Genomic DNA, 21,803 nt, shown 5'->3' with positions numbered 1-21,803 from the left:
GCTGCCGATGCAAGACGCATTCGACATCATCGCCGACACGGAAACGCCCGTATCGGCGTTTCTGAAGCTCGCGCCCCTGCGCCCTCGCTACCTGCTGGAGAGTGTGGAGAGCGGGTTGCAGGTGTCCCGCTATTCGATGCTCGGCTTCGGCGAGGCGACGGAGGTGACGCTCACCGGTGAGCGCTTCGATGTCGACGGTGTCGGCCGGCCCCTGCCGCAAAATCGCGAACAGCTGCTGGATGCCCTGCGCGAGCTTCTCGCCCACGCGCCGCGGCCCAAGCCCCAGCTCGAAGGTCTGCCCTTCGCGGGCGGCCTGGTCGGCAGCGCGTCGTACGATCTGGTGCGATTCTTCGAGCGCCTGCCGACCCATGCGGAGGATGTGCTGGGGGAGCCCCTGGCCGCCTTCGTCGCCACCCGCTCCGTGCTCGTGTTCGATCACCTCACGCGGCGCGTAGCCCTCCTGCACGAAGGCACGGAGGGGGAGCGGCGCGCCCTGCGCGATGAGGTGGTGAGCCTGCTGCGCAGCGGATTGCCTGCGCACCCGACCCAGGGGCGTTTCGAGACCGGTCGCCAGAGCATGGCGCGCGGCGATTACCTGAGCGCCGTCGATCGGGTGAAGGAGTACATTCGCGCTGGCGACGTGTTCCAGCTCGTGCTCTCTGTGAGCTTCGGCGGCGACTGCGACCTCGATCCCTTCACCACCTACCGCGCCCTGCGCCTGATCAACCCCTCGCCGTACATGTACTTCGTGGACGTCGGCGGGATGCAGATCGTGGGCTCTTCACCTGAGGCCCTCGTCAGGTTGCAGCAGGGCACGGCGTCCCTGCGCCCCATCGCCGGCACCCGCCCGCGCGGCGCCTCGGCCAGTGAGGACCAGGCCTTGAAGGAGGAGCTCCTCGCCGATGCGAAGGAGAATGCGGAGCACGTGATGCTGGTCGATCTGGCGCGCAACGACCTCGGTCGTGTGGCGGCACCGGGCACGATCGAAGTGGCGCCCTATCGGCACATCGAACACTACAGCCACGTCATGCATATGGTCAGCGGCGTGCGCGGGAAGTTGGAAGCGGGCCGTGATGCCTTCGACCTGTTCGCCGCCACCTTCCCCGCCGGCACCCTGGTGGGGGCGCCGAAGGTGCGTGCGATGGAGATCATCGACGAGCTCGAGCCCCAGCGACGCGGCGTCTACGGCGGCACCGTCGGCTACTTCGGCGCCGGCGGCGGCATGGACCAGGCGATCGCGATCCGCACGCTCGTGTTCAAGGACGGTGCCTACCGCTACCAGGCGGGCGCCGGCATCGTGGCCGATAGCTTGCCGCACCGTGAGTACGACGAAGTCTTGGCGAAGGGGGCCGCCTTGGAGCGCGCCCTGTTGATGGCAGCGGAGGGTTGGGCATGAGCGCCACCGCGACGACGGCTGCGGCGGCACGGGTGCTGCTGATCGATAACTACGATTCCTTCACCTTCAACCTGCTCCAGGCCTTCCGCGAGCTCGGCGCACAGGTGGATGTGTACCGCAACGATGTGCTCAGCATCGAGCAAGCTGAGGACCTTGCGCCGACCCACCTGGTGATCTCGCCGGGCCCCGGCACGCCTGACGACGCCGGTTGTTCGATGGATTTCATCGCACAGTTCTCCGGTAGCATACCCGTGCTCGGGGTATGCCTCGGGCACCAGTCGATCGTCCAAGGGCTGGGTGGGCGCATCTCTGCGGCGGTGACCCTGATGCACGGCAAGTCTTCGCCGGTCTCCCACGACGGTGATGGCGTCTTCGCCAAGCTCGACAATCCCTTCATCGCCGGGCGCTACCACTCCCTTGCCGTCGAGGAAGGCTCGCTGCCGGAGGTGCTGCGGGTAACGGCGCGGACCGAGGACGGTGAGATCATGGGCGTCAAGCACCGCGAGCTGGAGGTGCACGGCGTGCAGTTCCACCCGGAGAGCATCCTCACGCCCCTGGGCAACCAACGGTTAGGGAATTTCCTCGCCTTGCGCGAGGCCTGAGCGCGCCATGGCGAGCGACGCACAGGCACTTGGTGATCGGGCGCGCGGCTGGCTGGCACAGCTGCTCGAGGGGCGCAGCCTCGACGAAGGGCAGGCGGGCGCCTTGCTCGAGGCACTGGCGAGCGGTGACCTGGATCCGGCGCTCGCCGGCGGGCTGCTGTGCGCCCTGCGGGCCAAGGGCGAAAGCGCCGAGGAGATTCGTGGCTTCGCGCGCGCCATGCGCGCCCTGGCGATCACGCCCGCCCTCGACGCGCAGGACAGCATCGATATAGTCGGCACGGGCGGCGATGGGTCCGGTAGCCTCAACCTCTCCACCGGCGTCTCCCTGCTCACGGCCGCGTGCGGCCTGCGCGTGGTCAAGCACGGTAACCGCTCGGTCTCCAGCCGCTCGGGGAGCGCCGACGTACTCGGCGCCTTGAACGGGGCGCTGCCTCCCTCGCCTGCGGAAGCAGGAGATTGCCTGGACGCGACGGGGTTTACGTTTCTGTTCGCGCCGCATTTCCATCCGGCCATGAAGGCGATCGGCCCGGTGCGCCAGGCCTTGAAGGCGCGCACGATCTTCAACGTGCTCGGTCCCCTCACCAACCCGGCGGCGCCTCCGTACTACCTGTTGGGGGCCTTCAGCGCGCCGATGGCTCGCCTGATGGCGCAAGCCTTGGCAGGGTTGCCGCTGGCCCGTGGATTCGTGGTGCACGGCGCGCCGGGCTGGGATGAGGCGACCCCCTGCGGCCCCTTCGAGCTGTTCGACGTACGCGACGGCGAGGTGCACCACGAGGTGCGCGATCCCGAGTCCTTAGGGCTCGCGCGCTGCGCGCCGCAGGCGCTCGCCGGTGGCGATGCGCAGGTCAACGCGACGCACCTGCGCGCTGCGCTCGCCGGCGATCGAGCGGAGGCGGCGCACATCGATGCGCTGGTGCTGGGCTGCGCCCTGGCCCTGGAGGTGAGCGGTCGGGTAGCGAGCGCGGCCGAGGGCGTCGAACTGGCTAGGGAGACGATCGATGGCGGCGCCGCCCGGACCTGGCTCGAGCGCCTACAGTCTTGGGAGCCGGCAGGGTGAGTGAGGACTTTCTGCACACGATGGCGCAGGCGTCCGCGGCGCGGGTGGTCGAGGCGCGGGCCGCGCTCGATGAAGCCACCTTGCGCGAGCGCGCGTTCAGCAGCCCGCCGCCACCGAGGCTGCGCATGCACGACGACGGCTTCGACATCATCGCCGAGATCAAGCTGACGTCCCCCGCCGCGGGCGTGTTGGCCAGCGCGGACACGGCCATCGGCGAGCGCGCCCTCGCCTACGCCGGGGCGGGTGCCGCTGCCGTGTCGGTGCTGACGGAACCGACCCGCTTCGACGGCCACCTGGAGCACCTGCGCGAGGCCGCCGCGGCGCTCGCGAGCACGCCGACCGTGGCGATGCGCAAGGATTTCCTGGTCGATGCCTATCAACTCTATGAGGCCCGTCTGGCCGGTGCGGGCGGCGCACTGCTCATCGTCCGCATGCTGGACGACGCCCGCCTGCGGGAGCTGCTGGACGTGGCCGCGGAGTGCGGCCTGTTCGTGTTGCTCGAGGCCTTCGACGAGGACGACCTGCAACGCGCGGCCCCCTTGCTCTCGAACCCGGCAGCGGCCGATGCACCGCCCGTGCTGCTCGGGCTCAACTCCCGCGACCTGCGTACCCTGGCGGTCGATGAAGGGCGCTTCGCCCGTTGCATCGATGCCTTCCCGAGCGGCGTGCCGGCGGTGGCCGAGAGTGGTTTGGAATCCCTCGCCGACGTGGCGCGAATCGCTGGCCTCGGCTACCGATGGGCGTTGATAGGGTCAGCCCTGATGCGCGATGCAAGCCCAGCCGTGATGTTGCGGCAAATGCTCGATGCCGGGCGACACGCCGCCCGGGGCAGCGGGAGCTGAGCGGCCGTGGCGCTGGTCGTGAAAATCTGCGGTGTGACCAGCTTCGAGGCGATCGAGGCGGTGAGCGCGGCGGGGGCCGATCGGGTGGGCTTCGTGTTCGCACCCTCGCCGAGGGAGGTGAGTGCGATGCAGGCAAAGCAGCTCGCCATGGCCTTGCCGCGACACGTCGAGCGGGTTGCCGTGTTCAAGCACGCCGCGCAGGATGCGGTGGACGAGGTGCTGGCGGCATTCCCCGCCCACTGGGTGCAGGCGGATGCGGCGAGCCTCGCCCAGGTGACCCTGCCGCCAGGCGTGCGCCCCATGCCTGTGCTGCGCGACGGGGAAGTCGCGTCGCACGACGCGTTGCCCACGAACATGTTGTACGAGGCCCCCGTGAGCGGGCAGGGCGTCTGCGCTGACTGGGATGCGGCGGCAGGCCTTGCCAAGCAGGCCTGGCTCATGCTGGCCGGCGGCTTGCATCCCGGCAACGTCGAGCAGGCGATCGAGCACGTACGCCCCGCCGGCGTCGATGTGAGTAGCGGCGTAGAACGCGCGCCCGGCGAGAAGGACCCTGAGCGCATCGTAGCGTTCGTGAACGCGGCCCGGAACGCGGCCGCGCGGCTCCCCGCCCAGGTGGGCGACTGAGCAGAGATAACCCGCGCTGCCCCGAGCAATGGGGCGCGCTACTTCGAGGAGAGATGACGATGAGCGCTGTCAAAGACGCAGCCATCGATGGCGAAGCCCTGCTGAAGGCACTACTCGAGGGTCGGCTACCGGACGAACGAGGTCGCTACGGTGACTTCGGCGGTCGCTACGTCCCCGAGACCCTGATTCCGGCTCTCCAGCGCCTGGATGCGGGCGTGCGCGAGATCCTGCCCGCGGAGGCCTTCGAGCAAGCCTACCGCCACGAGCTTCACACCTGGGTCGGCCGCCCGACAGCGATGACCCACGCCCCCAACCTCAGTGAGGCCTGGGGCGCCGACGTCTGGCTCAAGCGCGAAGACCTCGCCCACACGGGGGCACACAAGATCAACAACGCGATCGGTCAGGCCCTGCTAGCGAAGCAGTTGGGTGCGAAGCGGATCGTCGCCGAGACGGGCGCGGGGCAGCACGGCGTGGCCACCGCGGCGGCCTGTGCGCGCATCGGCATGCCCTGCCGGGTGTACATGGGGGCGGTCGACACGGAGCGCCAGGCGCCGAACGTGCGACGAATGCACTTGCTAGGCGCGGAAGTCTTCCCCGTCACCAGCGGCGATGCCACCCTGCGCTCGGCGATCGATGAGGCGCTGCGCGACTGGGTCTCCGATCCCGAGGGTACCTATTACATGCTCGGGTCGGCCGTCGGTCCCCATCCCTACCCGCTGCTCGTGCGACGCTTGCACTCGGTGATCGGCCATGAGTCGCGAGAGCAGCTGCTGGCGCAGGCGGGCGGTTTGCCCGACGCAGTCTTTGCCTGCGTGGGCGGCGGGTCGAATGCGATCGGCTTGTTCCACGGTTTCTTAGGTGACCGGGATGTCGAGATCTTCGGTGTGGAAGCTGGGGGGCGCGGGCTGTCGCTCGGCGATCACTCGGCCACCTTGGCGCGCGGAAAGCCCGGCGTGCTCCACGGCAGCTACTCGATGCTCCTATTCGATGGCAACGGCCAGATCCAGGAAACCCACTCCGTGTCCGCCGGCCTCGACTACCCCGGCGTGGGGCCCGAACACTCGCTCCTGCAGCAGATCGGTCGCGTGCAGTACGAGGCGGCAAGCGACGAAGAGTCCCTCGAGGCGCTCGCGGAGTGTTGTCGAACGGAAGGCATCCTGCCGGCGGTCGAAACGGCCCACGCCTTCGCCGGCGCCCGTCGTTGGGCTAAGGCGAACCCAGGCAAGCGCGTGCTGATCGGGTGCTCGGGCCGCGGCGATAAGGATGTGGACACGCTGGCCAAGGTGATGCCGTCGCTCGCCGCCGCCCCCACCGCAGGAGCGAGCGCATGAGCGGCACCCCGAGCGAGAGCATCACCACCGCCATCGAGGCAGCGCGGACGGCGGGCCGACCGGCCCTGGTGCCGTTCTTCACCGCAGGCTATCCCTCGCCGGACGCCTTCGCGGCCACCTTGCGCGAGATTGCTGGGGCGGCGGACGTGGTGGAGATCGGCGTGCCCTTCACCGATCCGATGGCCGATGGCATGAGCATCCAACGCGCTAGCCACGCGGCGCTGGAGGCGGGCGTGAGCCTGCGTTGGATCTTCGACCAGATCGAGGCCCTGGACGATCGACCGACCACACCCCTGCTCCTCATGAGCTATCTGAACCCGCTTCTCGCCTTCGGCTACGAGGCCTTGGCCGAGCGCGCGGCGCAGGTTGGCGTCGCCGGCTTCATCGTGCCGGACCTGCCCTTCGAGGAGAGCGCGGAGCTGCGCGAGGCCCTCACGGCCAAGGGCGTGGCCCTGGTGCAGTTGGTGTCGCCCCTGACCAGCGACGAGCGTTTGCCGGTGGTCTGCGGGGCGAGCGGCGGCTTCGTCTACGCCGTGACCACCACCGGCGTCACGGGCGGTGCCGGGGGCCTCGGGGACAGCGTCGGCACCTACCTGGACCGCGTGCGAGCGGCCTCGCCCCTGCCCGTCTGTGCGGGCTTCGGCATTCGCAGCGCCGCCGACGTGCAGCGCCTGGCGAGCCACGTGGATGGGGTGATCGTAGGTTCGGCCTTGGTCGAAAGCCTGGAGCGTGGCGCTGCGCCCGCTACCATGCTGCGTGAACTAGCCGGCGCCTGAGCCTCAGGTGCCGCACGAACGGAAAGGAGTCCGCTATGTTTTTCAGTAAGTTACGCCGCGGTGCGGCGGTGGCCCTGGCGCTGGGCTTGAGCGCGTCACTGCCGGCCTCCGCCACCTGGTCGGTCATCATCACCGACTCGGCCACGGGCGAGGTGGCGATCGGTTCGGCCACCTGCGTGCCCTTCGTCGACCTCAAGCGCGAGGCCAGCGTGGTGCGCGTCGGCCGCGGCGCCGGCGCGGCCCAGAGCTTCGTGGAGCCGACCGGCCGCAACCGCGGCATCATCTTCGACGAACTGGCCAACGGCACGCCGCCCGCCACCATCCTGGACATCCTCGAAGCCCAGGACAGCGGCCACCAGACCCGCCAGTACGGCATCGCCGACACGCAGGGCCGGGCCGTCGGGTTCAGCGGCAGCTCCAACGGCGCCTTCGCCAACGACGTGAGCGGCACCTCGGGCAGCCTCGCTTACGCGGTGCAGGGCAACGTGATCACGGGCCAGTCGGTGCTCGACGAGGCCGTCTCCGCCTTGCTCGAGCCAGGCGATCTGCCCACGCGCCTGATGCGCGCGATGATCGCCGCCCGCGACCAGGGCGGTGATGGCCGCTGCTCCTGCTCGCCCTTCGACGCGGACGGCTGCGGCGCCCCGCCGCCGGACTTCGACAAGTCCGCTGATGTGGGCTACATGCTGGTGGCCCGTGTCGGCGACACGGATGGCACCTGCAGCAGCAACGGCTGCGCCACCGGGGATTACTACATGGATCTGAACGTGGCCTTCGCCGCGCCGAGCGATCCCGATCCCGTGGATACCCTGTTCGCCGAGTTCCAGGCCTTCCGCGCGGACAAGACGGGCGTGCCCGATCACTTCCGCACCCTGAAGATCTTCACCGCCGATACGCTGCCTGCCGATGGCGCCAGCGTGACGCGCCTGGTGCTGGTCGCCCGTGACCTTCGGGGCGCACGGATCACCAGCGGTGGGGCGGCCGTGAGCGTGACCGTCGATCCCGCCAGCGACGTGGACGCCACCGTGCAGCCGGTGGTGGATCGCAACAACGGTCTGTACATCGTGCCCATCGTGGCCGGTCAAGACGCCGGTGAGGTGAGCTTCAAGGTCACGATCGACGACGGTACGGGGCCGGTGGAGCTGCAGCCCCAGCCGGTGCTCGAGCTCGTGCCCGCGGCTCGCTAGGAGCTAGGCTGGATGTCCCTGCGCCGCTTCAAGGATCATCGACCGGTGCTCGGTGAGCGGGTCTACGTGGATGAGACGGCGCTCGTCATCGGCCAGGTCACCCTGGCCGATGACGCCTCGATCTGGCCGGGCACGGTGGTGCGCGGCGACGTGAACCAGATCCGGATCGGTGCCCGCAGCAACGTGCAAGATGCTTGCGTGTGTCACGTGACGCACGACGGTCCCTACGCGCCGGGAGGCTTCGCCCTCACCGTCGGCGAGGACGTGACCGTCGGCCACCGCGTCGTGATCCACGGCTGCACGATCGGCGATCGTGTCCTCATCGGGATGGGCGCCGTGGTCATGGATGGCGCGGTGGTGGAGAGCGAAGTGTTGCTCGGTGCCGGCGCGCTGGTGCCCCAGGGCAAGCGCTTGGAGTCGGGTTACCTCTACGCGGGCGTGCCCGCGCGGCAGATTCGTCCCCTCTCCGCCGAGGAGATCGAATCGCTCCCCTACTCCGCCAGGCACTACGTGAAGATGAAGGACGCGTACCTGGCCGATCGCGCCGAAGGCCAATAGAGCGCTTAGGCGCTGTCGGCTGCTTCGAGCACAGAATTCACACAACCGAGGCGGTCGCGCAAATCGTGGCCGCAGGAGCCTTCCCATGACCGCTACCGCAGCGCCCCAGTCCCTCGCGCTTTACCACTTTCTCGGTTGCCCCTACTGCGAGATGGTGCGCGCCGTGATCGATGAGTTCGCTATCGATGTGGAGTTCCGCGACATCTACGGTGACCCGAAACACCGTGATGACTTGGTCGCCGCTCGTGGCCGTCAGACCGTACCGGTGCTGGCGATAACGGACGCGGCGGGCGAGGTGCAGTGGATGCCGGAGTCGAGGGACATCGTGCAGTGGCTGCGCGAACGCCACGCCGACGGCACGCTAGCGAAGTAGGTCGAACACCGCATTCGTCGGCGGACGCACGCCACGCCAGAGGTGGAACGCCTCCGCCGCTTGCTCCACCAGCATCCCTAAACCCGTTGCCACCTGACGGGCTCCTGCGCTTCTCGCCCAGCGCTCGAAGGGCGTGTCCTCGCCGTAGAGCATGTCGTAGCAGAAGGCCTCCCGGATGATCTTGGGCGGCAGATCGGGCACGGCGCCTTGCATGCCCGAGGAGGTCGCGTTGATCACCACGTCGTAGGGCGCTTGGCCCTCCAGGGCAGCGCGCGTCACGGCGGCGAGGTTCGCGGAGTGCCCGCGCGCTCGCAGGTGTTCGACCAAGGCCTCCGCGCGCGCGGCGGTGCGGTTGACGACGTCGATACTCGCGCACCCTGCGCGCAGCAAGGGCCCGCAGGTGCCGCGGGCGGCGCCACCAGCACCCACCATCAGCAGTCGGGCACCGTTGAGCGAGACGCCATGGCGTTGGGTGAGGTCCTGTACCAGGCCGGCACCGTCCGTGTTGTGGCCGACCATGCGCGGGGTGGTGGTGGACCGATCGATGATGACCGTGTTGACCGCACCCGCCTCGGCCGCCTCGTCGCCGAGTGCGTCACAGCGCGCCATCACTGATTCCTTGTGCGGCACGGTTACATTGAAGCCGTGCATCGAAGGTCGCTCGCGGAATGCCTGGAGCGTATCGGCGAGGTCTTCCGGCGCGACCGGATGGGCCTCGTAGGTGAGCGCCTCGGCGCAACTCTCGGCGAACCGGCGGTGGATCTGCGGTGAGCGCGTGTAGTCGAGCGGCCATCCGATGACAGCGTAGCGATCCATGACGGGCGCTGACCGATCAGTCGCTGCGCAGCCACTCGGCAGCTTGCAGGGAATAGTAGCTGAGCACCGCATCGGCCCCTGCACGCTTGCAACCTAACAGAGCCTCTAGCACGACCTTACGCTCGTCGAGCCAGCCTTGCTGGGCTGCCGCCTTGAGCATCGAGTACTCGCCGCTCACCTGGTAGACCATGGTGGGCACGCCGAAGGCATCCTTCACCCGGCGCACGATATCCAGGTAGGGCATGCCGGGCTTGATCATCACCATGTCGGCGCCTTCGTTGATGTCCATCGCCACCTCGTGCAGGGCCTCGTCCGAGTTGGCCGGGTCCATCTGGTAGGTGTCCTTGCTGCCGGCGCCCAGGTTGGCGGCGGAGCCGACGGCATCGCGGAAGGGTCCGTAGTAGGCCGAGGCGTACTTGGCAGCGTAGGCGAGGATGCGTGTGTTGCGATGGCCGCCCTGCTCCAACGCCTCGCGGATGGCGCCGATGCGGCCATCCATCATGTCCGACGGGGCCACGACGTCGGCCCCGGCGTCGGCGTGGGAGCGCGCCTGGCGGACGAGCGTCTCCACGGTGTCGTCATTCATTACGTAGCCGCTGGCGTCGATCAGGCCGTCCTGGCCGTGGGAGGTGTAGGGATCGAGGGCCACGTCCGTGATGATGCCGAGCTCGGGGAAGCGGTCCTTGAGCGCCGCCGTTGCCTGCTGGGCGAGGCCGTCTGGGTTGTAGGCTTCCTCGGCCAAATCGGACTTCTTCTCCGTGGGCACCACGGGAAACAGGGCCAGCGCCGGGATGCCCAGCTTCAGTGCCCGCTCCGCCGTCTCGTACAGGTAATGCAGCCCCTGGCGCTCCACCCCTGGCATGGAGGGAACGGGCTCGCGCGCGTCCGGCGCTTCCAGCACGAACACCGGGTAGATGAAGTCCGCCGCGGTGAGCACGTTTTCGCGCACCAGATCGCGGGAGAAGGCATCGCGACGCAGGCGACGAGGACGGCGGGCGGGGTAGCTGGGATTGATCATGGGGTCGGCCTTGGAACGGATGTCATGCTTAGGGGCCAAGTGTCACCGAATCGAGAGAGTGTCGCCAATAAAACGCGACTCACAGGACTGTGATCGCGTGGCGACGCTGGCGTCGGTTCTTTGTTTCGAAGAGTGTCGCGAGGTTGAGGGTGGTCGACTACACTCGCCCTTCGGCGACACGCGTGATCTACGGGTTTGCGGAACCTGAGCCACGCGCGGCAGGTCTACTCGCCCTACCGCGAGGACTCCTCCGTTCATCGCGGACATCTGGGGGCGGTGAAACCTTTTTCCTAGTGCTGACCACCAACACCAAGCCAGGCCGGTGAAGCATGACGGCGTCCAGACGCCCTGCTGGTCACCGGATGAACACGCTTAGCTCATGTTTGAGCAGTTGATCGATACGTTTACTCCCAAGGAGACACAACGATGTCCGACAAGACCGACAAGGCCCTGAAGCCGATCACCCTCGCCGTTAGTGCCGCGCTGGTTACCAGCTTCGGTGCCTCGGTATTCTCGGCTTCGGCCAGCGCCAACCCCTTCTCTGCAGCAGATCTCTCCAGCGGCTACATGGCCGACACCCTGGGCGAGGGCAAGTGTGGCGAAGGCAAGTGTGGCGGCGAGAAGGGCGAAGAAGGCGCCTGTGGCGGCGACAAGGGTGAGGAAGGCGCTTGTGGCGGCGACAAGGGCGAAGAAGGCGCTTGCGGCGGCGACAAGGGTGAAGAAGGCGCCTGTGGCGGCGACAAGGGCGAAGAAGGCGCTTGTGGCGGCGACAAGGGTGAAGAGGGCAAGTGCGGCGAAGGCAAGTGCGGCGCTGCCTAATTCCCTAGGCTGAACGGGCGATCGCGTCGGGCGCAGTGCATCGGGTGCTGCGCGCGACCCCTCGCCACTAACGGGCTCGCGAGTGTCATCATTCGCGGGCCCGTTTGTTTTTGAGCATCGTAGCGAGGACGCGAGTGGCCAAGCGAGGAGCGGTAGCGGGGGAAGACGGACGCAAGCGTTGCCCCTGGTGTCTCGGCGGTGCGGACTACGTGGCCTATCACGACGAGGAGTGGGGAGTGCCCGTCTGGGACGACGCCCAGCTCTTCGAATGCCTGACCCTGGAGAGCGCCCAGGCGGGACTCAGTTGGATCACCATCCTGCGCAAGCGCGAGGGCTATCGCCGCGCCTTCGCCGGCTTCGATCCGCTCAAGGTGGCCCGCTTCACCCCGAAGCGCGTGGAGAAGCTCCTCCAGGACGCCTCGATCGTGCGCCACCGGGCCAAGATCGAAGCCGCTATCGGCAATGCGCGCGCCTTCCTGGAATTGCAGGCCCGCCACGGCAGCTTCGCCGACTGGCAGTGGGCGTTCGTCGACGGCGAGCCGATTCGCAATCGCTGGCGCGGCCTCGAGGAGGTGCCCGCGAGTACGCCCGCGTCTGATCGAATGGCCAAAGCGCTGAAGGCCGAGGGCTTCAAGTTCCTCGGCACCACCACCGTCTATGCGCACATGCAGGCCACCGGCATGGTGAACGATCACCTCCAGTCCTGCTTTCGCTACCGTGAGGTGACTGGCCGGGAGGCTTGAGAGCAGGGCATCATGCGCTCCAATAGCGACCCGTTCACCCGCCTGCTGACAGGGAGTCCTAGGCCTCATGCCCATTCAAGTTCCACTCATCACCGGTCTCTACGCCGGCCTTTGTACGCTCCTGATGCTGGTGCTCGGCGCGCGCGTGAGCATGAACCGTCGACGCCACAAGGTGGGCGTCGGGACCGGCGGCAACCGCGATCTGGAACTCGCCGTGCGCGTGCATGGCAACGCGGTCGAGACCATCCCCGTCGGGTTGCTCCTGCTGCTGCTGTTCGAGCTGAATGGGGCCGCGGTCTGGGCCGTGCACGCGGCGGGCGCGATCTTCACGATCGCTCGTATCTCCCACGCATCGGGCCTCAGCAGCTCCGCTGGCGTCACCCAGCGCCGATTCCTCGGCATGGCGGCTACCTGGAGCGTGATGGCCGTGCTCGCAATCGCGCTGGTAGTGCAGACGGCCGTGGGCTTGCTCAGCTAGGCCCGCTCAGTCGGTAGCGAAGATCTGCCGATCGTCCGCGAAGGCTTTGAACTCCAACGGGTTGCCGCTGGGGTCGCGAAAGAACATCGTGCGCTGCTCGCCGGTGGAGCCGGCGAAGCGGGTGGTCGGGGCGATCAGGAACGCTGTGCCCGCCGCGGTGAGGCGCGCGGCGAGGGCGTCCCATGCGGGGATCGTCAGGATCACGCCGAAATGGCTCGCCGGCACCTGTTCGCCATCGACGGGATTGGTCGACGCGGGGCTGGCTGGCGTATCGGTCAGGTGCACCGTGAGCTGATGACCGAAGAAGTCGAAGTCTAGCCAGCGCGCACTGGCGCGACCGCAGGCGCACCCCAGGAGCTCGCCGTAGAACGCCTGGGCCTGGGCGAGGTCGTGCACCGGTAAGGCGAGATGGAACGGGCGTAGCGCTTGAGTCAGCGCCGCGCCCGGGCCTTCGCTCACTCGCCGTCGCTCGAGGACTTGGCGGTTTTCTTCTTGGCCGCCGTCTTCTTCTTGCTCGCCGCTTTCTTCTTGGTGGTCGTCTTCTTCTTAGACGCGGCCTTCTTCTTGGTCGCCGTCTTCTTGCGCGTGGTCGTGGTCTTGCGACGGGCCGCCTCGCGCTGACGTCCGCCAGCCTCGTCGTCGTTGGCCGCGCTGGCGGCGACTGCCGTCGCGGCCTTGGTCTTCTTGCTGGCGCCGCGCCGCTTGCCCCGCTCCGGGGCAGCTGCGATGAGCTCCTGGCATTCTTCCAGCGTCAGCGACTCGGGCTCACGGTCCTTCGGCACCTTGGCGTTCTTCTTGCCGTCGGTGATGTAGGGGCCGTAGCGACCGCGCAGAATCTTGATGTTGTCCACGCCGAAGTCTTTGATCGTGCGGTTCGCATCCTCGTGCTTCTTCTGCGCGATGAGTTCGAGGGCGCGGGGCAGCTCGATCGTGTAGGGGTCGTCGTCGTCTTTGATCGAGACGTACTTGCTGCCGTACTTCACGTAGGGGCCGAAGCGACCGATGTTGGTGGAGACGGCTTCGCCTTCCGGGGTCTCGCCTAAGTTGCGCGGCAGCTTGAACAGCTCGAGGGCTTCCTCGAGGGTGATCTGCTCCATCTTCTGGCCCGGCCGCAGACCGGCGAACTTCGGCTTCTCCTCATCGTCCTTGGTGCCGATCTGCACCACGGGCCCGTAGCGGGCGAGGCGCACGCTTACGGGGCGGCCGCTCTTCGGGTCCGTGCCGATCTCGCGGGCCTGGATGGCCTGGCTGCGGTCGATGTCCTTGCCCTGGTCCACCTGCTCCTTGAAGGCCTTCCACCAGGCGTGCATGAGCGGCACCCAGTCACGTTCGCCGCGGGACACGTCGTCGAGCTCGTCCTCGAGCCGCGCCGTGAAGTCGTAGTCCACGTAGCGTTCGAAGTGTTCGGTGAGGAAGCGCGCGACCACGCGGCCAACGTCCGTGGGTGTGAAGCGACGACGCTCAAGCTCGACGTACTCGCGGGAGACGAGGGTCGAGATGATCGAGGCGTAGGTGGAGGGACGGCCGATGCCGTGCTCTTCCAGGGCTTTCACCAGGGAGGCTTCCGTGTAACGCGGCGGCGGCTCGGTGAAGTGCTGCTCGGGGAGCATTTCGATCAGCTTCACGGCGTCGCCCTTCTCGAGCGGCGGCAGGATGCGATCGCCTTCCTCTACCATGTCGTCCTGACCCTCCTGGTACACGGCGAGGAAGCCTGGCTTGACCAGGGTAGAGCCGCTGGCGCGCAGCTTGTGCGGGCCGGCGGCGAGGTCGACGCTCACCGTGTCGTAGAGCGCCTGCTCCATCTGACAGGCCACGGTGCGCTTCCAGATGAGTTCGTAGAGGCGGAACTGATCGTCGTCGAGGTACTGGCGCAGGTCCGCGGGCACCCGGGCCGAGGAGGTGGGGCGAATGGCCTCGTGTGCCTCCTGAGCGTTCTTCGACTTGGTCTTGAAGGCACGCGGCGTCTCGGGCACCTCGGTGGCGCCGTAACGCCCGGTGATCACCTCGCGCAGCTCCGTCAGCGCCTCCTGGGCGAGGGACACGGAGTCCGTACGCATGTAGGTGATCAGACCGACCGAGCCCTGGCCGATGTCGATGCCCTCGTAGAGCTTCTGCGCCGTGCGCATGGTGCGCTGGGCGCCGAAGCCGAGCTTGCGCGAGGCCTCCTGCTGCATCGTCGAGGTGGTGAAGGGCGGCGCAGGGTTGCGGCGGCGCTGCTTCTTGGTGACGTTGGCGACCAGCATCTCGCCGCCGGCGGCATCTTCGATGGCCTTGACCGCCTTCATCGTGCCTTCGGCGTCGGTGAAGGTGAACTGCTCCACCTTGGTACCGTCGAATTCCGTTAGGCGTGCCGTGAAGTTGGTCGAGTCCCTATCGAGGCGCGATTCGATCGACCAGTACTCGCGCGAGACGAACTTCTCAATTTCCAGCTCGCGCTCAACGATCATGCGAAGCGCGGGGCTCTGCACGCGGCCGGCGGAGAGGCCGCCGCGGATCTTGCGCCAGAGCAGGGGCGAGAGGTTGAAGCCGACCAGGTAGTCGAGGGCTCGACGCGCCTTGTAGGCATCTACCAGTTCCAGGGACAAGCCCTTGGGATTGGCTACCGCGTCCTGGATCGCGCGTTCGGTGATCTCGTGGAACACCACACGCTGCACGTCGCGGTTTTCCAGCAGGCCTTGTTCGCCCAGTAGTTCCGCTAGGTGCCAAGAAATGGCTTCCCCTTCGCGGTCCGGGTCAGTGGCCAGGTACAGGGCGTCGGCCTTCTTCAGGGCGCGGGCGATGGCGTCCACATGCTTCTGGTTGCGCTCGATGACCTCGTAGCGCATAGCGAAGTCATTCGCCGGATCGACGGCACCTTCCTTGGGCACGAGGTCACGGACGTGACCGTAGGAGGCGAGTACGTCGTAGTCCTTGCCCAGAAACTTCTTCAGGGTCTTGGCTTTCGCCGGTGACTCGACGACGACCAGGTGCTTTGGCATCGCTTCGATTCAGCTCTTGAAAGAAAAGGGTTTACCGACCACTAAAACGCAAACCGCGGCAGGTGCCGCGGTTCAGGGTCGATGCTTTGGGGCGAGCAGCCTTCCTTAATGGACGATTGCCGTTCCCTCTTCGAAAATCAAGTCCTCCATCCGCGCGTAGGCCACTTCTTGGCCCGGCTGGGTGAACAGGACGAGCAGCACGACCCACTTGATCTGCTCCACATCGACCTCGCTGCCGAGGGCCATGATGCGGTCGATGGTGAGCTCGCGCTGGGCGGCGGAGAGGATGCCAACGTGCTCTAGGTAAAGGAGGTAGCCGCGGCAATGCACGTCCAGGCGCTCACACTCCTCGTCACTGAAGACGCGAATGGCGCGATCGGTGACGGGGTGCGCCCCCTCGTCGGCTCTCTCCTCACTGAGGCCGTCGAGCCATTCGAGGGCGTGGTCGATCTCCAGACGCCCGAAGCCGGCCTTTTCCAACTCGCCGCGCAACGCATCGCGGTCGGGTTCCGGCTGGGGGTCGGCGTCGAGATAGGCCTCAAACAGATACATCAGGACGTCGAGCACGTCTTCCTTCATCGCGATCTTGGTTCCTGGGCGACCTTATTCCTGGCGAGAGAGCAGGGCGTAACGGCCGTCCGCAAAGCGGCAGGCGACGCCTTGGACTTCTAATGCCGGCAGAATGGAGCAAAGGGCTTCCGTCGTCAATCCGCTGCGGGCGGCGATCTGCTCGATGGTGGCGGGATCGTGCCCCAAGTTGTCGATAACCTTTCCGCTTTGTGGCGGTAACGTGTCAGGGAGCTCAGACCCCTCCGAGATCTTTGCTGCAGTGCATTTGGGCGTCGGGCAGAGGGCGCCCAGGAGCGCCGGCAGGGCGTCCACCACATCCTCCGGACGCTCCACGAGAACTGCCCCATCGCGAAGCAGCAGGTGGCATCCCCGAGCGGTCGGGCTGCGCACGGATCCGGGGATGGCGAACACTTCGCGCCCGGCCTCGTTGGCGAGCCGAGCCGTGATCAGACTGCCGGATCTCTCGGCAGCCTCGACCACGAGCGTACCGACGGCTGCCCCGGCGATGATCCGGTTGCGTTGGGGGAAGTGGTGGCGCAGGGCGGGGGTGCCTGGGAGGAACTCGCTCAGCAGCTGGCCGTCGCGGGCGATCGCGCGCGAGAGCGCGTGGTGCTCGCAGGGGTAGACCCGATCCGGTCCCGTGGCGAGCACCGCCACCGTTCGCCCGCCGGCGCTGAGGGCCCCACGATGGCTGGCGCCGTCGATCCCGTGGGCCAGGCCGCTGATGATCGTGAAGCCTGCACCGGCCAAGGTACGCGCGAAGCTGTGGGCGAGCTCCATGCCCGGTGGCGAGGCTCGACGCGAGCCCACCATGGCGAGCATCGGCTCGCCGAGGCCCGTCGGTGGGCCTTCGCTCAGTAGGACGAGCGGGGGATCGGCGGTGGTGAGCAGGAGTTGCGGGTAGGCGCTATCGCTGCAGGTGATCAGGCGGCGCTCGTCGGGGGCGCCTCGGAGCCAGGTCAAGGCGCTGGCGACGCTGGTGGGGTCGGGACGCAGGAGCCAGCGGCAGGCCTTGGCGCCGAGGCCGAGGGCTTGCCAGACGCTGCGCGGCTGCGTCCATAGCGCGAGCGGGTCGCCGAGTTCGCGGCGAATGGTGGGCAGGCATCGCGCGATGCCCGGCGTCGCCGCCAGCAGCAGCCAGGCGATGAGGTGATCCATCGCCTGTGGGGAGGGGTGTTCCGCGGCCATGGACCCAGTCTGGGGCCTGGAGCCGCGATGCTGGGGCGCCGATTCTGGGCGCCTTCACCGGATTCTCAGTCAGATGTGCGTCGGGTCGATCAGCGAGCCGACTTGTCGCGGCGTGCGGCGCGCCGTTCCTCGCGCAGCTCCTCGTCGGAGGCCTCACCCGGGGTGCGCACGATGTCAGCCACCCGCATTTCGCTGGTCGCGCTCATGACCAACGCGTAGCTGATCTCGTCGAGGACCCGGAAGACGAGCACCCGCCCCGCGTACTCCTGGGGCAGGCGTACGCTGTTGAAGGGCCCGCCGCGGAAGCGATCGCGCACCTTCTCGCCGCGCTGAAACACCTCCAACACGTGCCCTTGCTGCAGGCCGTCGTCGCCGCCGCGGTTGAGTACCACCACCTGGTACTGGCCGATCAGCGATACGCCATCGACCACATCCACGATGCTGCCCTGGATACGTTCTTCGGGCACGGTCGGATAGAAATAGAGAGGAATGTCCGTATCGAGGGGCAGCAGGATGTCGCCTGCGAGGGCCTCGCGGGTGCTCTCCGTGAGCAGCACCGTGGCCGGATCGCCCTCGCGCTCTACCTGCGCCTGGCCGACGTAGAGCGCTTCGCGACCGATCGTGCGGCCCGTATCGGGGTCGACGTATTTGTCTCCCACGTGCATGAGGGAGAAGGTCGCTCCGCGCGTGAGCCCCTTGCCGCGCACGTAGGCGCGCAGGCCCTGGCCGCCGATCAGGTGTTCGCCTTGCAGCTGCAGCAGGTAGGGCGCCCGGTTGATCTGGCCCTTGGTCAGCACCGTGGGTCGGGTGAGGAACGGGGCGATCACCTCGTAGGGGATGGTCGTGATCGCATCATCAAGCGACGAACGGCGTATCTGCGGGGACAGTTTCAGGGTGGACTGCGCAAGTCCGCCGCGGTCCAGGCGCAGCTGGGGCACCCCGTCGACGTAGATCAGGGTCAGCCGGTCGCCCGGGAAGATCAGGTGGGGGTTTTCGATCTGCTCGTTGACGTACCAGATCTCCGGCCACCGCCAGGGCTCGGCGAGGAACTTCTCAGAGATGTCCCACAGGGTGTCGCCGCGTACCACCACGTAGGTGTCGGGCGCGTCGTCCGCCAGCGGGATGCGGCTACCGCTGCCACCGCTCGTCGCCCGGCGCACCGGTGGCGGGGCGGGCTGGCTGCGAGGCGGTTCCGGCGGCGGCGTGTAGGTCCGTGCAACCGGCGCCGCTTCCTCAGGCTCCCTCGAGGCGTCTCCGAATGTGCCGCAAGCTGAGGTAACAGCGAGGGCAGCCGCGGCGGCGGCGATCAATACCAGGCGCATCTTATGCGTAGCTCCTACTGCGCGGCCCTTCGGGGCTGCGGTCACGATCTGGTCGACTGATATAATCTACCCAGTCTGCAGCGGCCTATCCTTGCAGGCGGCACACTCTTGAACGTTGGCGCTAGCGCACCCACCTGACCGAAGGTGTGGCGTGGAGCCTCTGCTCCCCGCCCAGCGGTCCGATTACGTCCAATCCAGGCACGATTATGGCAATCCTCACGATACTTGAATATCCCGACAGTCGGCTGCGAACCAAAGCACAGCCTATCGAGGAGGTCGACGATGGCATCCGTCAGCTGATCGACGACATGTTCGAGACGATGTACGCCGCACCGGGTATCGGCCTCGCTGCCACCCAGGTGAACGTGCACAAGCGTCTGCTGGTTGCGGATGTCACCGAGGATCACTCCCAGCCCGTCACCCTGATCAACCCCGAGATCATCGAGCGCGATGGGGTGCGTATGGGCGAAGAGGGCTGCCTGTCCGTGCCGGGCTACTACGAGGCCGTCGAGCGGGCGGAGTCCATCCGTGTGCGTGCCCTCGATCGCCATGGCGAGACCTTCGAGATGGAGGCTGAGGGACTGCTGGCCGTGTGCATCCAGCATGAGATGGATCATCTCGAGGGCAAGCTCTTCGTGGACTACCTCTCCGAGCTCAAGCGCACGCGGATCCGCAAGCGCCTGGAGAAATCACGCAAAGTGGCGGCCAGCGCCAGCTGATTCCACGCGCCTCCCGGTGATCGTCCTGGTCCACTGCGCGGCGAGCGCAGGCAGCACGCGGCGATGAGTGTGCCTCGCATCGTTTTCGCGGGTACGCCAGACTTCGCGGTGCCCACCCTCGAGGCGCTCGTGCAGGCTGGCCTGCCGGTGGTCGGGGTGTACACCCAGCCGGACCGACGGGTGGGGCGTGGCAAGAAGCTGCATGCACCGCCCGTCAAGCAGTGCGCCCAGGCGCACGATCTGCCCGTCTACCAGCCGGACCGCATTCGCGACGACCTGCCGACCCTGACGGCGCTGGCACCGGACCTAATGATCGTCGTGGCCTACGGTCAGTTGCTCACGCAAGCGGTGCTCGACGTGCCGACGCGCGACACCCTCAACGTGCACGCATCGCTCCTGCCGCGCTGGCGTGGGGCCGCGCCGATCCAGCGGGCGATCGAGGCGGGCGACGCCACGACGGGGGTGGCCATCATGCGCGTGATGCTGGAGCTGGACGCAGGTCCGGTGTATCGCGTGGGCGAACTTCCGATCGAGGCGGCCGACACCACGGCGACCCTGCACGATCGCCTCGCCACCCTCGGTGCTTCCCTGCTGGTAGAGACGGTAAAGGCCTTGGTCGATGCGGACTACACGCTCGAGCCTACCGAGCAAGATGTTCGCGATGTCACCTACGCTCACAAGTTGAGCAAGGCGGAAGCGGTGATCGATTGGCAGGAGTCGGCAGCGGTCATCGCGCGCCGTGTGCGCGCCTTCGTACCCTGGCCCGTGTGTCAGACAGGGCTCGACGGGCTGGACGGACCCCTGAGGGTTTGGGCAGCGAGTGTGGCGGTCGCCCCGGAGGAGGCGCCATCGGTGGCGCCGGGAACGGTCATCGCTCAGGGTCAGGAGGGCGTCGATGTGATGACCGGTGACGGCGTGCTGCGTATCACCCGGCTCCAGGCGCCTGGACGAAAACCCGTATCCGCTCGGGAATTCGTCAACGCGACGCCCCTGCTCCATCGCCTCCTGCAGTGAGCGAGCCCGGCACACCTAAGAAACCTACTCGGCGGCGGCGTAAGGCAAAGGCTCACGCTTCGCCCACGGGCGGCACTGCGCTCGGCTCGCCGGCCCGCGTGCGCCTGCAGGCCGCCCGCGCGGTGGTTGGGGTCGTTCGCGACGGCCGCTCGCTAACGCGCTTGCTCCCCAAGCACGCGAGCCCCATCGAAGCCCCCCGCGACCGCAGCTTCTACCGCACCCTCGTGTTCGGCACGATCCGCTACTGGGAGCGCTATCGGTTCTTATTGACGAAATTGCTAGGTAAGCCCCTGCGCGAGGACGCCCATCTGCTCGAGGCGCTCCTGTGCGTGGGTCTGTGTCAGCTGGAGCACCTGGCGGTGCCGGCGCACGCTGCCGTCGGGGAGACGGTGGCTGCTGCGCGCGCCGCACTCGGCAAGGGGCCGGCGGGGCTCGCCAACGCGGTGCTGCGACGCTACGACCGCGAGCGAGCCTCCCTGGATGCGGCCGTGGCGGACGAGCCCACCGCCCACCACGCCCTGCCGAGCTGGTGGTTGGCCCGCTGGCGCGAGGATTGGCCCGAAGACTGGCAGGCCCTGGCCCTGGCTGCCCGCACGCAGGCCCCCATGTGGCTACGGGTCAACGCTCAGCGCCTGTCGCGAGAGGACTGGCTGGCACAGGCCGGATTGGAGGCCCGTGTGCACCCCACCCTGCCCCAAGCGTTGTGCTTGGAATCGGCGGTGGACGTGCAGGCCCTGCCCGGCTTCGAGGCAGGCGAGGTGTCGGTGCAGGACGCGGCGGCGCAGTACGCGGCCCATGCGTTGCAAGCGCCGCCCGGTGCGCGCGTTCTGGATGCCTGCGCTGCCCCGGGGGGCAAGAGCGCACATCTAATGGAGATCGTGCCGGGGATCGAACTGCTGAGCATCGATGTCTCGGCGCGCCGGCTGGAGCAGGTGGAGGAAACGCTGGTGCGATTGGGGCTGGAGCAGGCGTCTGCCAGTCGTCGTCTGGCGGCGGATGCCGGGGATCCGCAGACGTGGTGGGATGGACGTCTCTTCGATCGTATTTTGCTCGATGCGCCGTGTTCCGCGAGCGGGGTGATCCGCCGTCATCCGGATATAAAGTTGTTGCGTCGTCACGACGACCTCGGCCCGCTGGCGCAAACGCAGGCGCTGCTGTTGCGCAAACTGTGGCCCTTGCTCGCCCCTGGCGGACGCCTACTTTACGTTACCTGCTCAGTACTGAAGTGCGAAAACGATGCGGTGGTCAGCGATTTTCTGAGTGAAATGAGCGATGTTGAGGTGGAGGATCTGACCCTTCACGGGGCGCGAAAAACCGCCTACGGGTGTCAAATCATGTCTGGAGAGGACGACATGGACGGCTTCTATTATGCTTCGCTCGTGAAACCCTGAG

The 21,803-nt window shown here is 67.5% G+C and carries 23 protein-coding genes; 16 read left to right on the top strand and 7 right to left on the bottom strand.

Annotated features, from left to right (window positions below):
* Positions 1-7 precede the first annotated feature (7 nt).
* The 10 genes from AAF184_10130 (at position 8) to AAF184_10085 (ending at position 8,746) form a co-directional block, all read left to right on the top strand.
* Complete coding sequence (locus AAF184_10130; protein MEO0422683.1) at positions 8-1,396, top strand: anthranilate synthase component I family protein; 1,389 nt, start codon at positions 8-10, stop codon at positions 1,394-1,396.
* The gene (locus tag AAF184_10125; protein MEO0422682.1) at positions 1,393-1,998 is read left to right on the top strand and encodes an aminodeoxychorismate/anthranilate synthase component II; all 606 of its coding nucleotides are present in this window, start codon (positions 1,393-1,395) and stop codon (positions 1,996-1,998) included. Before AAF184_10130 ends, AAF184_10125 begins: the two co-directional genes overlap by 4 nt.
* A 7-nt stretch (positions 1,999-2,005) precedes the next feature.
* Positions 2,006-3,055: an anthranilate phosphoribosyltransferase gene (trpD, locus tag AAF184_10120; GenBank protein MEO0422681.1), complete on the top strand. Its 1,050-nt coding sequence runs from the start codon at positions 2,006-2,008 to the stop codon at positions 3,053-3,055.
* Entirely contained in the window at positions 3,052-3,897 is an 846-nt protein-coding gene (locus AAF184_10115; GenBank protein MEO0422680.1) for an indole-3-glycerol-phosphate synthase, read from the top strand. Before trpD ends, AAF184_10115 begins: the two co-directional genes overlap by 4 nt.
* 18 nt (positions 3,898-3,915) lie before the next feature.
* The gene (locus AAF184_10110; GenBank protein MEO0422679.1) at positions 3,916-4,521 is read left to right on the top strand and encodes a phosphoribosylanthranilate isomerase; all 606 of its coding nucleotides are present in this window, start codon (positions 3,916-3,918) and stop codon (positions 4,519-4,521) included.
* Positions 4,522-4,580: 59 nt separating this feature from the next.
* Positions 4,581-5,852: a tryptophan synthase subunit beta gene (gene trpB, locus AAF184_10105; GenBank protein ID MEO0422678.1), complete on the top strand. Its 1,272-nt coding sequence runs from the start codon at positions 4,581-4,583 to the stop codon at positions 5,850-5,852.
* Positions 5,849-6,628 carry a tryptophan synthase subunit alpha gene (gene trpA, locus AAF184_10100; GenBank protein MEO0422677.1) on the top strand — a complete coding sequence of 260 codons (780 nt, stop codon included), beginning with the start codon at positions 5,849-5,851 and terminating at the stop codon, positions 6,626-6,628. The genes trpB and trpA overlap by 4 nt, the downstream gene beginning before the upstream one ends.
* A gap of 35 nt (positions 6,629-6,663) precedes the next feature.
* A complete protein-coding gene (locus AAF184_10095; GenBank protein ID MEO0422676.1) occupies positions 6,664-7,815 on the top strand; it encodes a DUF1028 domain-containing protein in 1,152 nt (383 codons plus the stop codon).
* A gap of 12 nt (positions 7,816-7,827) precedes the next feature.
* The gene (locus AAF184_10090) at positions 7,828-8,373 is read left to right on the top strand and encodes a gamma carbonic anhydrase family protein (protein ID MEO0422675.1); all 546 of its coding nucleotides are present in this window, start codon (positions 7,828-7,830) and stop codon (positions 8,371-8,373) included.
* Positions 8,374-8,458: 85 nt separating this feature from the next.
* Complete coding sequence (locus tag AAF184_10085) at positions 8,459-8,746, top strand: glutathione S-transferase N-terminal domain-containing protein (protein ID MEO0422674.1); 288 nt, start codon at positions 8,459-8,461, stop codon at positions 8,744-8,746.
* Here the strand turns inward: AAF184_10085 and aroE are convergent.
* A complete protein-coding gene (gene aroE / locus AAF184_10080) occupies positions 8,735-9,562 on the bottom strand; it encodes a shikimate dehydrogenase (GenBank protein MEO0422673.1) in 828 nt (275 codons plus the stop codon). The two genes, AAF184_10085 and aroE, sit on opposite strands and share 12 nt — an antisense overlap.
* Positions 9,563-9,578: 16 nt before the next feature.
* The gene (gene hemB, locus AAF184_10075) at positions 9,579-10,580 is read right to left on the bottom strand and encodes a porphobilinogen synthase (protein ID MEO0422672.1); all 1,002 of its coding nucleotides are present in this window, start codon (positions 10,578-10,580) and stop codon (positions 9,579-9,581) included.
* A 426-nt stretch (positions 10,581-11,006) separates the two neighbouring features.
* On the opposite strand from hemB, the gene AAF184_10070 reads away from it, so the two are divergent.
* The 3 genes from AAF184_10070 (at position 11,007) to AAF184_10060 (ending at position 12,620) form a co-directional block, all read left to right on the top strand.
* On the top strand, positions 11,007-11,399 hold the full coding sequence (locus AAF184_10070; GenBank protein ID MEO0422671.1) for a hypothetical protein: 393 nt from the start codon (positions 11,007-11,009) through the stop codon (positions 11,397-11,399).
* A 134-nt stretch (positions 11,400-11,533) separates the two neighbouring features.
* On the top strand, positions 11,534-12,142 hold the full coding sequence (locus tag AAF184_10065; GenBank protein MEO0422670.1) for a DNA-3-methyladenine glycosylase I: 609 nt from the start codon (positions 11,534-11,536) through the stop codon (positions 12,140-12,142).
* A 67-nt stretch (positions 12,143-12,209) separates the two neighbouring features.
* Positions 12,210-12,620 carry an MAPEG family protein gene (locus AAF184_10060; protein ID MEO0422669.1) on the top strand — a complete coding sequence of 137 codons (411 nt, stop codon included), beginning with the start codon at positions 12,210-12,212 and terminating at the stop codon, positions 12,618-12,620.
* A 6-nt stretch (positions 12,621-12,626) separates the two neighbouring features.
* Here AAF184_10060 and AAF184_10055 read toward each other — a convergent pair whose 3' ends face one another.
* The 5 genes from AAF184_10055 to AAF184_10035 all read right to left on the bottom strand — a co-directional run bounded on the left by AAF184_10055 (position 12,627) and on the right by AAF184_10035 (position 18,678).
* A complete protein-coding gene (locus AAF184_10055) occupies positions 12,627-13,079 on the bottom strand; it encodes a VOC family protein (protein ID MEO0422668.1) in 453 nt (150 codons plus the stop codon).
* Complete coding sequence (locus tag AAF184_10050) at positions 13,076-15,598, bottom strand: DNA topoisomerase I (protein ID MEO0422667.1); 2,523 nt, start codon at positions 15,596-15,598, stop codon at positions 13,076-13,078. The genes AAF184_10055 and AAF184_10050 overlap by 4 nt, the downstream gene beginning before the upstream one ends.
* 105 nt (positions 15,599-15,703) lie before the next feature.
* The gene (locus AAF184_10045) at positions 15,704-16,177 is read right to left on the bottom strand and encodes a DUF494 domain-containing protein (protein ID MEO0422666.1); all 474 of its coding nucleotides are present in this window, start codon (positions 16,175-16,177) and stop codon (positions 15,704-15,706) included.
* A gap of 24 nt (positions 16,178-16,201) precedes the next feature.
* On the bottom strand, positions 16,202-17,356 hold the full coding sequence (dprA, locus tag AAF184_10040; GenBank protein ID MEO0422665.1) for a DNA-processing protein DprA: 1,155 nt from the start codon (positions 17,354-17,356) through the stop codon (positions 16,202-16,204).
* Between the two features lie 89 nt (positions 17,357-17,445).
* Positions 17,446-18,678 (bottom strand): LysM peptidoglycan-binding domain-containing protein, encoded by a 1,233-nt coding sequence (locus AAF184_10035; GenBank protein MEO0422664.1) that lies wholly within the window; start codon positions 18,676-18,678, stop codon positions 17,446-17,448.
* A 206-nt stretch (positions 18,679-18,884) separates the two neighbouring features.
* On the opposite strand from AAF184_10035, the gene def reads away from it, so the two are divergent.
* From def to rsmB, 3 genes are all read left to right on the top strand, one after another.
* Positions 18,885-19,397 (top strand): peptide deformylase, encoded by a 513-nt coding sequence (gene def / locus AAF184_10030; protein MEO0422663.1) that lies wholly within the window; start codon positions 18,885-18,887, stop codon positions 19,395-19,397.
* 63 nt (positions 19,398-19,460) lie between these two features.
* Complete coding sequence (fmt, locus tag AAF184_10025) at positions 19,461-20,411, top strand: methionyl-tRNA formyltransferase (protein ID MEO0422662.1); 951 nt, start codon at positions 19,461-19,463, stop codon at positions 20,409-20,411.
* Complete coding sequence (gene rsmB / locus AAF184_10020) at positions 20,408-21,802, top strand: 16S rRNA (cytosine(967)-C(5))-methyltransferase RsmB (GenBank protein MEO0422661.1); 1,395 nt, start codon at positions 20,408-20,410, stop codon at positions 21,800-21,802. Before fmt ends, rsmB begins: the two co-directional genes overlap by 4 nt.
* The last annotated feature ends 1 nt before the right edge of the window (position 21,803 follow it).

The organism is Pseudomonadota bacterium, assembly GCA_039815145.1.
Lineage (GTDB): Bacteria > Pseudomonadota > Gammaproteobacteria > Steroidobacterales > JBCBZW01 > JBCBZW01.
Note: the sequence above shows the minus strand (reverse complement) of the source record. Positions and strands in the feature narration are given on the sequence as shown.

Coding starts and splice junctions, on each gene's coding strand:
- AAF184_10130 (MEO0422683.1), top strand. CDS start 8: ATGCAAGACGCATTCGACATCATCGCCGACACGGAAACGCCCGTATCG.
- AAF184_10095 (MEO0422676.1), top strand. CDS start 6,664: ATGTTTTTCAGTAAGTTACGCCGCGGTGCGGCGGTGGCCCTGGCGCTG.
- trpA (MEO0422677.1), top strand. CDS start 5,849: ATGAGCGGCACCCCGAGCGAGAGCATCACCACCGCCATCGAGGCAGCG.
- AAF184_10125 (MEO0422682.1), top strand. CDS start 1,393: ATGAGCGCCACCGCGACGACGGCTGCGGCGGCACGGGTGCTGCTGATC.
- aroE (MEO0422673.1), bottom strand. CDS start 9,562: ATGGATCGCTACGCTGTCATCGGATGGCCGCTCGACTACACGCGCTCA.
- def (MEO0422663.1), top strand. CDS start 18,885: ATGGCAATCCTCACGATACTTGAATATCCCGACAGTCGGCTGCGAACC.
- hemB (MEO0422672.1), bottom strand. CDS start 10,580: ATGATCAATCCCAGCTACCCCGCCCGCCGTCCTCGTCGCCTGCGTCGC.
- dprA (MEO0422665.1), bottom strand. CDS start 17,356: ATGGCCGCGGAACACCCCTCCCCACAGGCGATGGATCACCTCATCGCC.
- AAF184_10060 (MEO0422669.1), top strand. CDS start 12,210: ATGCCCATTCAAGTTCCACTCATCACCGGTCTCTACGCCGGCCTTTGT.
- AAF184_10070 (MEO0422671.1), top strand. CDS start 11,007: ATGTCCGACAAGACCGACAAGGCCCTGAAGCCGATCACCCTCGCCGTT.
- fmt (MEO0422662.1), top strand. CDS start 19,461: ATGAGTGTGCCTCGCATCGTTTTCGCGGGTACGCCAGACTTCGCGGTG.
- trpB (MEO0422678.1), top strand. CDS start 4,581: ATGAGCGCTGTCAAAGACGCAGCCATCGATGGCGAAGCCCTGCTGAAG.
- AAF184_10050 (MEO0422667.1), bottom strand. CDS start 15,598: ATGCCAAAGCACCTGGTCGTCGTCGAGTCACCGGCGAAAGCCAAGACC.
- AAF184_10090 (MEO0422675.1), top strand. CDS start 7,828: ATGTCCCTGCGCCGCTTCAAGGATCATCGACCGGTGCTCGGTGAGCGG.
- AAF184_10045 (MEO0422666.1), bottom strand. CDS start 16,177: ATGAAGGAAGACGTGCTCGACGTCCTGATGTATCTGTTTGAGGCCTAT.
- AAF184_10035 (MEO0422664.1), bottom strand. CDS start 18,678: ATGCGCCTGGTATTGATCGCCGCCGCCGCGGCTGCCCTCGCTGTTACC.
- AAF184_10085 (MEO0422674.1), top strand. CDS start 8,459: ATGACCGCTACCGCAGCGCCCCAGTCCCTCGCGCTTTACCACTTTCTC.
- trpD (MEO0422681.1), top strand. CDS start 2,006: ATGGCGAGCGACGCACAGGCACTTGGTGATCGGGCGCGCGGCTGGCTG.